Source organism: Nostoc sp. UCD121 (genome assembly GCF_014222285.1).
GTDB lineage: Bacteria > Cyanobacteriota > Cyanobacteriia > Cyanobacteriales > Nostocaceae > Nostoc.
In genome coordinates this window covers 22,720-34,192 of sequence record NZ_JACKZS010000070.1, presented here as the reverse complement: position 1 = coordinate 34,192, position 11,473 = coordinate 22,720, and the positions used below count along the sequence as shown (strand labels likewise).

Sequence of the window (11,473 nt, the reverse complement as noted above, 5' to 3'; positions counted from 1 at the left end):
CAAGGGAGGCAGGGGAGGCAGGGGGGAAAAGATTTTCGTCTAGGGTTTGTAATTGCTGCCAGAAATGTTTCCAAGTATCTGGGAGATTTGCTGGATCTAAAGCAGCATAAAGACGGCTTAAAATCTCTATTTCTGGTTGAGAAATTAGATAACAGTGATATGGATTAGCAGGATGCTTAAAAAGCTCGTCTGTCAGTTGTACCCGTGCTTCGCTAATTGCCTCAGCTTGATTTGGACAAGCCAGCATGAGTTCATCCCAATCATTGGGTTGAATATCTTGGGTAAGTTGATCGCGCACCCAATCTTCGAGATCGTCTACCCCATCAATAATTGTAGGGATGCCTTCGGGAAAGCAAGAGCCACCAGCAAATTGTCCTCTTAACCAAGCTTCTGGAGAGGTTAACAGTAGCCCTTGGAACTCAGCATCAGGCCAAGCGTCACCTGTTCTAATTGATTTATTGGCTGGTAGCCACTGCTGTAGACGCGGAATTTCTATCCGCAGCAGAAGTTGCTGCACTGGTTCTTGAGCAACAATAATTACAGGCCCATGCCACATTAAGGCTGATGCTATAAAACTGGTGCGATACCGTCCTTGATAGCCACAAACCGCTCCTACTTGAATTAGGGCACTACGTCCCAGGCGCAAGGCGCGTGCTACCAACCGTGCCATCGTCAAATGATGGGGCCAGGAAGGGAACCCCGCTTGCGATCGCAAAAAGTTATGTAGTGACAAATGAACTTCTGCCTCAATCACACGCTTTTAATTCCATACAAAGTGATTTTTACTTCCAATTGCCCCATTTCTATTATCTTGTCATTTGTTATTTGTCCTTTGTCAGTTGTCATGTACTAATGACCAATGACCAATGACCAATGACAAATGATCAATCACCCAATACCCTAAATTATGCCAACTTACACAGGAATTTCCAGCGAAGCCTTCAGGCATCCACTAGATCGCCAAGCCGAGCAAGCTTTACGAAATTTACCGGGATTTGATTTAATCGCTCGTAAATTTGTGGAATTTATCTACGAACGCCCTCAATTAGTCTATCTAATGGGTAACAGCATCCAAGTCGGACCGCGTCAGTATTCCACTATTTACCAGATGTTTCGGGAATGCGTCCGAGATTTGGACATTTACCCAGAACCAGCGCTGTTTGTCTCGCAAGATCCCCAAGTAAATAGCTATGCACTGGGGCAAGAGAATCCTTACATAGTCATAAATACAGGGATACTAGACTTACTAGACGAAGCTGAGATTCGGGCGGTGCTAGCCCATGAACTGGGGCATATTAAATGTGGTCATACTATTTTAATTCAAATGGCGATGTGGGCGATGAGTGCTGCTTCTGCCTTGGGAGAATTAACCTTTGGCCTCGGTAATCTTGTAACACAAGGCTTGATTTACGCCTTTTTTGAGTGGCGGCGCAAAGCCGAGTTATCGTCAGATCGCGCCGCACTACTGGTAATGGATGACTTGAATCCTGTAATGTCAACCATGATGAAGCTCTCTGGCGGTAGTCACAAATATGCCAATGAATGTAGTTTACAAGAATTTATCAAGCAGTCAGAAAATTATCAGGCACTGGATGAAGATGGACTGAATCAGATATATAAATTTTTGATTTACAACGGCGCTCAGGGTACGATGTTGAGTCATCCTTTCCCAGTTGAACGCCTGCATTACTTACGGGCGTGGGCAGTATCCGAAGAATATCAGCAAATTCGCCGAGGAAATTATCAGCGATCGCCTGCTTCAGGCTCAGTAAATGTTTCAGCAGAATCTTCCCCAAATGAAACAGATAATTTACGCCGTCAAATAGAAGAATTACAACGGGAAATCGACAGAATAAAAAGGTCTGAGTAGTTTTGAGTGCTAAATGAAGTTATATATAGTTGGTTAGATTTGCCTAATGCACTATTTATATCTCTTTTAGCACATACTTTGTCTTAGGGATTTCCAGAAATTAAATTGAGAACTTACGCATTGACAGATCATTGATATTATGCAATCAAACCCAGATTTTATGATAGGTGTTCTAAAATAAAGTCACCAGGTATTTGTAGAACTAGCCCTTTCAAGGTAGGTAAAAACATTCCTCTTTAATCTCTTTACTCTGTGTTCTCTGCGCCTCTGTGGTTAGAAAAATTACTTTTAAACCGCAGAGGCACAAAGAGCGCAGAGAGAGAAAAAAAGAGATTTTACCAGTCACCTTAAAAGGGCTAACTTGTAGGACTTAGGGATTGACAGATTCACAGAAATGAGAAATTAAGTGATGATTTTGTAGAAACTTGAATTTAAGTCTGGATTTTAGCAAAAATAATTCAGTTAAGTTTGCCATTCTAGTTTTTTTTGATTCCCTTAAAGCGGATAATATTTTCTAGCTGAACTACCATCCTCTTGGGGATAGATAAATTCAAGATTCAAAATTAAAGACTTGAAGATTGCTTAACTATATCTCAGCATTAAATTAGATGTAGGCATTTCTGAATATGGCAATTCACTTGACAAAACGGCTTTCTGTGTTCGCTGCTATTCTAGCTCTTGTCCTTTCCATGTCGGGAATTGCCTTAGCTGCACCCGTCCAACTCCATACTACTTCTGGTGTTATTTCTGCCCAAATTACCAAAACTGCAAGCTACTCCACCTCGTCGGAGATTAACCTGACCCCCTTACAGCGCCAAGAACTCCAGGCTGTGCGTCAGAGAAGAAACAGAGAAATTGAGTCAGTCTTAAATACATCGCAACGTGCCCAACTTAATCACAATCTCCGGGCTGGTAATAATATCAATCAAGCCCTAGAAAAACTGCATTTGCAACCAGAACAGAAAGATTTTGTAAAGGCGATCATGCAATTTACTAACTTGAAAATGAAGGCTATTTCATCTAGGCATTCGCTAACAGTAGACTATAAATAAAGGTTTGACTTTTGCATTGGATTATTGAATCATTGTCATAGAAGATATAAATCATATTTTCTATAACAGTCTTTTAGTTAAAAGACTGTTATACTCAATTTCTGTCATCTAACTTATGGAAACAGTTGACTAATCTGAACTTCAATTTCTGGAAATGCCATCAAAAATAAAGTTGCATCCTCCGGCAAAATAAATTTCAGATTGTAGCCTTCCAAACCTGGTTCACGGAAAACATAAATCTGACGCTGATTCACATCTAAAATCCAGTAGTCAGCAATTCCTGCACTAGCATATAAAGATGCTTTCTGTTTGCGATCCGTGTCTAGCGTTGTATCTGCTACCTCAATCAATAAAAAGATTTCATTGGGTGCAGGATGATGATTAATGTACTTTCGCGCATCAATACGGACAACCGCAATATCTGGTTCAGGTTCCGAGTATTGGCTTAATTGAATCGGATCTTGCACCCGAACTAAGGCAACTTCTGCTAGCAGCCGCTTGAGATAATCAGACGCACACAGCGTTGTTGCTGCATGTGGAGGATTTTTCGCACTCATGGGGATAACTTGCCCATCAATCAGTTCTACCCGTTCATCGGCTGTGATAATACCTGTCTCAAGCATCCGGTGATATTCATCTACATTCCACAAGCGCACTCTAGTTTGTGTCATTGTATTTGGTTTGGCGATATTATCATCTGCAAAGTGCAAATATCTCTTACTCTCAACTTTTGCAGCATCTATAATTAATCTTGCCCTATTTAGTTCGTTACCATGTCGGAAGAAGATATCCGAGCCGCAAGGCTGGAGAAAGTAGAACAACTCAAGCAGCTAGGGACTAATCCCTACGCCTATCGTTGGGAATCTAGCCATCATGCAGCGCAGTTGCAAGAACAGTTTGCCGATTTAGCCAGTGGTGAAGAAGTTGATTTAGAAGTTGCGATCGCAGGACGCATTATGGCGCGTCGCGTTTTCGGTAAACTGGCTTTCTTCACTTTGCAAGATGAAACTGGCACAATTCAGCTTTATTTGGATAAAAATCGCATCCAAGAAAGCATGGCAGATATTGATGCTGATGCCTTCAATCACTTAAAACAACTCACAGATGCAGGCGACATCCTGGGAGTTAAAGGTACTATTAAACGGACTGAAAAGGGCGAGTTATCTGTCTACGTTAAACAATATACTATCCTGACTAAATCCCTGTTGCCTCTGCCCGACAAGTGGCATGGATTAACGGATGTTGCCAAGCGCTACCGTCAGCGCTACGTTGACTTGATTGTTAACCCAGAAGTGCGGCAAACTTTCCGCCGTCGCGCCCAAATTACTGCCGGTATTCGCCGCTATTTAGAAGAACGGGATTTTCTGGAAATTGAAACGCCAGTTTTGCAAAGTGAGACTGGGGGTGCAGATGCGCGTCCATTTATCACCTACCACAACACCTTAGAAATGGAGTTGTATCTGCGAATTGCCACAGAACTCCATCTCAAGCGGTTGATTGTAGGTGGTTTTGAAAAGGTGTTTGAATTGGGGAGGGTTTTCCGTAATGAGGGAATTTCGACTCGCCATAATCCCGAATTTACGACGATTGAACTTTACCAAGCCTACGCCGATTACAACGATATGATGGCGCTGACTGAAGGGCTTATTACCACTGTCGCCCAAGACGTACTCGGTACGCTGCAAATCACCTACCAAGGGGAACCTATAGATTTAACACCACCTTGGCGGCGAGTGACAATGCACGATTTAGTTAAAGAATTTACTGGCTTGGATTTCAATTCTTTCCAAACATTGGAAGAAGCGAAAACAGCAAGTAAAAATGCTGCTATTCCTGGTATAGATGAAGCCAAATCAATTGGTAAATTACTAAATTTAGCTTTTGAAGAGAAAGTAGAAGCTAATTTAATTCAACCTACCTTTGTAATTGATTACCCTGTAGAAATTTCGCCCTTAGCAAAACCCCACCGTTCTCAACCTGGTTTGGTGGAAAGATTTGAGTTATTTATCGTCGGGCGAGAAACCGGAAACAGCTTCTCAGAACTTACCGATCCCATCGATCAAAGAGAACGCCTAGAAGCCCAAGCTGAAAGGAAAGCTGCTGGCGACTTAGAAGCCCAAGGTGTAGATGAAGACTTTTTGACAGCCCTTGAATACGGTATGCCGCCTACAGGCGGTTTAGGGATTGGGATTGATCGGTTAGTTATGTTACTAACTGATTCTGCTAGTATTCGGGATGTAATTGCCTTCCCGCTACTCAAGCCTGAAGGCAGCGTTATTAAGCAATTTACCTATGATCCAAAAACTCAAACACTGACTATTGAATTTGATAGTGGAAGTGTTTACGAGTATTTCAAAGTACCTCCTAGTGTCAAGGAAGACTTAGACAATACACCGTCTAAAGGTCAATACTTTAACAAGTTCATTAAAGGGAAATTTAAATTTGAACAGTTGAGTTGAGGTAGTAAGTACCATATCTCGCTACTGTTAGTAAAGCGTTCCCGCAGGGTACAAAGTACCGTTACAGTGGTAGCCTTCTCGCAGTGTTAAGTAAAAAACATCCCATCGTAATGGCGCACATTTATTTGTGCGCCCTTTAATTTGTTTACGCCTAGCCAAAAAAATATTGTGTGGTGCAATCCCTACGAGGAGAAGCTACGCACCACACAATCTAAAATAATCTAAAATAATCTAAAATCTAATGACTAATTCGCTACCTCAGCCACCTCAATCACTCGCCCTTCATAATCCTTGACCAAAAAATTCAGGGGCTTCTGGTTACGAATCTTGAATTTCAAGCCGCGCGTTTCGACTCGCATTAAAATCATTTCCAAGCAGTCGTGGTCAAAACAAACGTGGCGTTGCTGATTTTTGCTACCTAAACTTGCACCAGTAATAACGTGTAGTTGGGTGTTTTTCTTCAATTGATACCACAGCCCTTCAGTAGCATTATTCATCATTTTGCTTGACAAACTCGGCCCTGTAGACATGTATAGCGGATCAATCCCAGTTGCGCCTATAGTTTGTTCGTAGTTGTAGTAATAGTGCAAGGGCACCTCAGCTGCGGGCAAATCTAGCAGCCCTTCATACAACTGTCGGGCAATCTCCAAATCTGACACCATTACAGTGTGTACTTTTGGGGCGCTGGTGAGGAACATCCACATCGCACCAGCGTAAGCTGCTAGCAGCATTACCATAATGCCTTGGGTAGAAAACAGGCTATCCAAGGGCAAGGAAGGGAGAAAGGAGCCTAAAGTAAGGGGACTGAGGAGGAACGACATCGCACTAACTGCTATAACCATGAACAAATAAGGATTCTATAAGGGAGTCGATTTTATAATTGGCGATTAAGACTAAAATTAAGTCCTTGTTTCTAGTTTATCAATAACTCAAGTTGTCTGAGTCTCGGCTACAAACTGGGCAACACCAAGATATTATGCGATTAACTACGGGAGTGCAATTCCCAAAATTATTTTAACAACTATCAACTCCAAGACTTGTGCAAATTCCTCATTTTCCTGAAGCTAATCATCCTCTGGTAAAGTCGCTATTTCACCACAGTGACCATGAACTACTGACTTTGTTTCAGCGCCATCCAGATGCTGGAAAGTATTTTACGGTGATTTTTTGCCGCTATAGCCCCATAGTGTATACCTTAATTCGGCATTCGGCGCGATCGCCAGTGCAAGCAGATTATCTGTTTGCCCTCACCTGGCGACACATCTATTACGAACTCGGTGGACTAAATTTAACCAGCCCTGAATCAGGTGAGCCAGCCTTAACCATGCAAAATTGGTTAATTAATATGACAGCTTTCTGTATTAACGAAATTAAGCTACCACCCACAGAAGCAATTCATTATTCTCTGCAAGCGACTTCACCACCGCTATGGTGCTATGTGCAACAGGCATTAGACCAATTACCCCCTGTTTTACGATTAATCGTGTTAATGGCTCAAACTTTCCACTGGAGTGAAACGAGAATCGCTGCTTATCTGCAAGCCGAAGGAGAAGCGATCGCTCCCAACGAAGTAGCCAATTTTCTTCAGGAAGGCTATCGTATGCTAGAGGACAAATTACCCACAGATATCCGCGCCATATACTTTGGGGAAGATTTAGCTCAATCTTAGCTTAAGTGTAAACGCGTATATTGTTTGTCTTCAATTTATAAACTTAAAACTTCTTCTTAGACCTTCTACTTAAACCCGCAACTTTACGGGTAATTTTTATGAAACAACGGCTTGTATTTCCAAGGCAATTAGTTTGTGTAGGTGTAATTTCTCGTCCCCAAGTGCTTTTACACAGCTTTTTACTGTTTACTTTTTTGCTGAGTCCCATCGCTGCTGGTGCGGTTGATATTACGCAACAACTTCATCGTCCTTTAAATAGTTCTGTTGGGCGACAATCAAGAAATGAAGCAGATAGCTTACTACGTATCGGTGAACAACAATACACTTCAGGATATGCTGATAAAACAATTGCATCTTGCTTGCAGGCACTAGAACTATATCACTCAATTGGCGACCTAAAAGCACAAGGTCTAACTTACAATTTGCTTGCAAAGGCTTACATCCAGATTGATAGTGCAAAAGAGGCGGAAGACGCTTTACGACGAGGATTAGCGATCGCTCGTGATACGAAAGACTTCCAATCTCAGATTTTTGTGCTAAATAATATCGGTACATTTCTCCTGCAACAAGGAGAAGTTTCTGCTGCTGGTAAAACAGTTGAAGATGCACTCGCAATTGCTCACGGTGTCAAAAACATTGAAGGGGAAGGGCTGTCTTTGAGCAATTTGGGTTTGGTAACTGCTAGGTTGGGAGATTACAACAAAGCGATTAAATTGTATGAAAATGCCTTAATTTTCCGCCGTCAAACTGGCGATGCCATTGGTGAAGCAAATACCCTGAATAACTTAGGTGATGCCTACCGAGCATCGGGAAATTATCAAGATACCATTGCTACCTATGGTGAAGCGATGCGGACAGCTAAAACTAACCGCGATCGCACCAATGAATTACGAGCAATTGACGGTTTAGTGAAAGCTCACTCTGCTATTGGACGCTACGAGAGAGCCTTTGATTTACTAGAGCAACGTTTAGCACTCGCTAAAGAATTGCAAAATTTGCGAGAAGAATTAAAATCTTTTGAGTCTTACGCTCAGTTATATAAGCAACAAGGTAATTACCTCACTGCCCGTAATTTTTATGAAAGGGCGATTATACTGGCGCGGACATTGGAAGACAGCAAACAAGAAGTGCAATTACTGGATCAGCTAACTAAAATGCTTCAGCGGAAATAGGGGCATAAATTGCCCCTACTTTCGTACTTAATTTGATTAATTCAAGAATACTGAACCGTTTCGTTCAATTCTCATAGCACTTCTACCCTGTGCTGCATTGGTGGCTTCGTTAAATCTAACTTCCAAACTTCCTGGCTCTGAAGAAGCTTGTGGAGTTACTATCAACTGTCCACCATCTTCTCGTTCAAATGTTACTGTTACTGGTGCATCTAGAGCTTGCAGCGTTACATCTGACTTACCTTGTAGCGATCGCGGTGCCGTATCACCAATCACTTGGAAAGTTACATTAGCCGCAGTGTCATTTACCAACCTGACATTAACTTTACCATTTGCCAGTGCGATCGTCGTGCTGGGAGTTTGCCGTGGTTGTAGTAGTTGGGGTTGATCGGTCGAAACTGCCCCTGGTGAGGGCTGTTGAGTTTGATCTCCAGGGGCTGGGCGTGGTGGTGTGACACCTGTTTCTGGAGATTCACCGCCGACACCCAATCTTGTTTGCTCTTGTGATGGGTTAGCAGAGTTAGGAAGAAGCCCTTGAGCAGCTAGTCTTTGAGTTAGTGCATTCGGAGGACATCCTTGTGGTACCACAACCCGACTATTATGTGGTTCTTCGTAGAAAATTCTCGGACAGGGGTTAATCTTCGGAGTAGATTCTTGTCCTACTGATTGTTGTGCTATTGCTTGAGGAATTACTGGCAGACTAATCATTAATCCACCACAAATAGCACCAAATAACTCAGCAGACTTACGAAAATTTGGCGACTTCATATTTATTATTGACTCCTGATCAAATTGAATTTTTCTTTATTTAAAAATTTTCGACCAGCAAATTTAATTAGTGGCTAATCTGTTATCTAAACACCTAGATTTTAACAATATACTCAAGCTTTGTTCTCTAGCTAGAGGTTTAGAAATAATAGATTAGCAGACATAAATATCTCATTCTAAAGTTTCAAATCAATGGCTAAATCTGCAATGGTTGCCATAAAAATTAGTAAATAAATTCACTTATCTGCATCTGTCACAGGAAACAATTGTTGAATTTGCGATTTAAGACTCAAGAGTTATCGGTAAAGTCACAGTAAACGTTGTGCCAACGCCTTGGGTGCTTTCAACTTGAATATGACCCTGATGATGTTCGACAATAGCTTGAGCGATCGCTAATCCCAATCCTGAACCAGTAGCGCTAGCTGTAGCTGTATTCCCAGTTGTATGAGTTCGTGCCGGATCTACCCGATAAAAGCGGTCAAACAAGCGTGGTAGTGCCTCTGCTGGAATTCCAACTCCAGTATCACTCACCTTAACTTGCAACTGGGCGCTGGTATAACGTAGTCCAGAAACGCGATTTATTCCCTCTACCCGTGCTAATTCAACTTTCACCCGCCCACCTGCTGGAGTGTAATGCAAGCCATTAGCAATTAAATTTGTGAATAGCCGTACCAATTGATCCCAATTACCCACAAGGGTAAACCAATTTTCCAATAATTCAGGGTTAGTTTCAGACGCAGGAGGATCAACTAAGTCTAGAGAAAGAGCGATTTTTTTTTCAGGGACTAACAATTGTTGTTCTTCAACCACTTCCATCAGCAAGGCATCTAGCGGACAAGGTGAAAAAATATCTTTGCTAATACCACTATCCTGTCGTGCTAAGAACAGTAAGTCATTAACTAATTTACCCAAACGCTGGGTTAAGCGTTCTACCACCTTTAACTGTTGCCGATACTGCAAAGAATTAGTCGTTTCTGTCTCTGCTAAATCCAAGTCAGCAAGGGCAACTTGCACATTTGTTTGAATTAAAGTAATCGGACTTCTAAGTTCGTGGGAAGCATCAGCAGTGAATTGTTTGAGGCGTTGATAAGATTCACCTACAGGTTCCATCGCTTTACCCGAAAGAAACCAGCCACTTGCCCCTACAGAAACCACCATTAAACCAATACCTAGCGCCAAATCAAAAATTAACTCACGACTGGGTTTAGTGACTTCAAACCAGGGATGGCTAACACGCAGATATCCTAATACTTGCCGCCCTACTTCCACCCGTTGGGTAACTTGCCGTAATAACAATGGGGAGTGGGGAGTAGGGAGTAGGGAGTTAGGAGTGAGGAGTTTATCATCTTTGCCTTTTTCTTTCTCCCCCTTAACTACGCGCACAGTTTCACCAGTGCGGTTGGCATGAATGGGAATATTTAGGGGTTCGGATAGCGTTGACCAAAGTAATTCACCAGTTGGACTAAACCATTCAAGGTCGATGTGGTCATCTTCTACGGTGTCGGCATTCTCAGGAAAACTGGCTTCTAGATTATTAATGCGAAATTTATCTGCATCAGCATCAATTGGCTCAAATATGAGCTTAGATGCACAGGGGCTTGTTGTGAGACAACGCTCCACTATTTCCACTACATGGTTAAGGGTATCGTCAATGCGCTCAATCAATGTACTGCGGACGTATAAATAAACGCCACTGGCAAACAGTAGTAATAATACAGCAGTGACGGCAGTATACCAAAGGGCGAGACGGCGACGAGTAGCTTGGAACATTTGGCAATTAGATAGGCGTAAATAATGAAAGGTTTGTAGTAAGGGCTTTAGCCCTCTCTTCTCTACGAGAGGCTACGCCCTAAGCCTAGCTATGCCGCAGGCTTTACGATACGCTACGCGAACAAATAAAGATTAAAGTCCTAACAAGGTTGGTACACTGAATACTATATTGCGAGACGTTGCTGACCATTTGGGTTTGAATCGGCATGAGCTACTTAATCAATTTTTTTCATAATCAGTAGCAATTCCTTAGTAGATTCAGCACAGAATTTTTAGGATAGTGTAATTGAGATCATCGTCAACCCTCCTCTCTGCGCCTCTGTGTGAGATTAAACAAAGGCTAAAACTACCGAACTTTAACTTTTAAGAAGTAAATTTTACTTAACAAATCTTACTTGTGCTTACCACTAAAACTTATAAGCATTGTGTGATAAGAGGGTACGACCTTTCTACACCCAAATAATGAGAAGATTATTTGAATCATAAAATACCAATATTAAAGATATTAAGTGAAATCACTGATGCTAGAGTTTTTAGAGAGAAGTTAAATTCTAGTTGCAGTGAATCTAGAAGGAAATAACCCAAAGAAAACATAACACAGATAAATAGCACACAAATTACCTCACGCGTCCATTTCAAAACTTGTAACAAAATTATTGAGCTACAATTCCAAGCCTGAGTAATTAAATTGATGCGAATACAAGACTTAGAAAAAT

9 protein-coding genes and 1 pseudogene are annotated in these 11,473 nt (G+C 41.8%); 5 read left to right on the top strand and 5 right to left on the bottom strand.

Annotated features, from left to right (window positions below; genetic code table 11):
* Positions 1 to 754: pseudogene (locus GNF10_RS16585) on the bottom strand (ATP-dependent DNA helicase); the annotation flags it as partial.
* 153 nt (positions 755 to 907) lie between these two features.
* On the opposite strand from GNF10_RS16585, the gene GNF10_RS16580 reads away from it, so the two are divergent.
* Together GNF10_RS16580 and GNF10_RS16575 are read left to right on the top strand one after the other, a co-directional pair.
* On the top strand, positions 908 to 1,870 hold the full coding sequence (locus GNF10_RS16580) for a M48 family metallopeptidase (protein ID WP_185580915.1): 963 nt from the start codon (positions 908 to 910) through the stop codon (positions 1,868 to 1,870).
* A gap of 626 nt (positions 1,871 to 2,496) precedes the next feature.
* Positions 2,497 to 2,922, top strand: coding sequence for a hypothetical protein (locus tag GNF10_RS16575; RefSeq protein WP_185580916.1), 426 nt, complete (start codon positions 2,497 to 2,499; stop codon positions 2,920 to 2,922).
* 113 nt (positions 2,923 to 3,035) lie between these two features.
* Here the strand turns inward: GNF10_RS16575 and GNF10_RS16570 are convergent, their stop codons facing one another.
* Positions 3,036 to 3,593 (bottom strand): Uma2 family endonuclease, encoded by a 558-nt coding sequence (locus GNF10_RS16570; protein WP_185581192.1) that lies wholly within the window; start codon positions 3,591 to 3,593, stop codon positions 3,036 to 3,038.
* 102 nt (positions 3,594 to 3,695) lie between these two features.
* Here GNF10_RS16570 and lysS point away from each other — a divergent pair, with 102 nt between their 5' ends.
* Positions 3,696 to 5,381 (top strand): lysine--tRNA ligase, encoded by a 1,686-nt coding sequence (lysS, locus tag GNF10_RS16565; protein WP_185581193.1) that lies wholly within the window; start codon positions 3,696 to 3,698, stop codon positions 5,379 to 5,381.
* Between the two features lie 245 nt (positions 5,382 to 5,626).
* Here the strand turns inward: lysS and GNF10_RS16560 are convergent, their stop codons facing one another.
* A complete protein-coding gene (locus GNF10_RS16560) occupies positions 5,627 to 6,223 on the bottom strand; it encodes a glyoxalase-like domain protein (RefSeq protein WP_114081453.1) in 597 nt (198 codons plus the stop codon).
* Between the two features lie 197 nt (positions 6,224 to 6,420).
* On the opposite strand from GNF10_RS16560, the gene GNF10_RS16555 reads away from it, so the two are divergent.
* The gene (locus GNF10_RS16555; protein WP_114081454.1) at positions 6,421 to 7,050 is read left to right on the top strand and encodes a sigma-70 family RNA polymerase sigma factor; all 630 of its coding nucleotides are present in this window, start codon (positions 6,421 to 6,423) and stop codon (positions 7,048 to 7,050) included.
* A 98-nt stretch (positions 7,051 to 7,148) separates the two neighbouring features.
* Positions 7,149 to 8,222 carry a tetratricopeptide repeat protein gene (locus GNF10_RS16550; RefSeq protein WP_185581194.1) on the top strand — a complete coding sequence of 358 codons (1,074 nt, stop codon included), beginning with the start codon at positions 7,149 to 7,151 and terminating at the stop codon, positions 8,220 to 8,222.
* A gap of 36 nt (positions 8,223 to 8,258) precedes the next feature.
* Here the strand turns inward: GNF10_RS16550 and GNF10_RS16545 are convergent, their stop codons facing one another.
* Both GNF10_RS16545 and GNF10_RS16540 read right to left on the bottom strand, forming a co-directional pair.
* The gene (locus GNF10_RS16545) at positions 8,259 to 8,993 is read right to left on the bottom strand and encodes a hypothetical protein (protein ID WP_185581196.1); all 735 of its coding nucleotides are present in this window, start codon (positions 8,991 to 8,993) and stop codon (positions 8,259 to 8,261) included.
* A 276-nt stretch (positions 8,994 to 9,269) separates the two neighbouring features.
* Positions 9,270 to 10,757: a cell wall metabolism sensor histidine kinase WalK gene (locus tag GNF10_RS16540; protein ID WP_185581195.1), complete on the bottom strand. Its 1,488-nt coding sequence runs from the start codon at positions 10,755 to 10,757 to the stop codon at positions 9,270 to 9,272.
* Between the last annotated feature and the right edge of the window lie 716 nt (positions 10,758 to 11,473).

Excerpts from the sequence above, each read along its gene's own strand:
- GNF10_RS16580 (WP_185580915.1), top strand. The coding sequence starts at position 908 with ATGCCAACTTACACAGGAATTTCCAGCGAAGCCTTCAGGCATCCACTA.
- GNF10_RS16575 (WP_185580916.1), top strand. The coding sequence starts at position 2,497 with ATGGCAATTCACTTGACAAAACGGCTTTCTGTGTTCGCTGCTATTCTA.
- GNF10_RS16570 (WP_185581192.1), bottom strand. The coding sequence starts at position 3,593 with ATGACACAAACTAGAGTGCGCTTGTGGAATGTAGATGAATATCACCGG.
- lysS (WP_185581193.1), top strand. The coding sequence starts at position 3,696 with ATGTCGGAAGAAGATATCCGAGCCGCAAGGCTGGAGAAAGTAGAACAA.
- GNF10_RS16560 (WP_114081453.1), bottom strand. The coding sequence starts at position 6,223 with ATGGTTATAGCAGTTAGTGCGATGTCGTTCCTCCTCAGTCCCCTTACT.
- GNF10_RS16550 (WP_185581194.1), top strand. The coding sequence starts at position 7,149 with ATGAAACAACGGCTTGTATTTCCAAGGCAATTAGTTTGTGTAGGTGTA.
- GNF10_RS16540 (WP_185581195.1), bottom strand. The coding sequence starts at position 10,757 with ATGTTCCAAGCTACTCGTCGCCGTCTCGCCCTTTGGTATACTGCCGTC.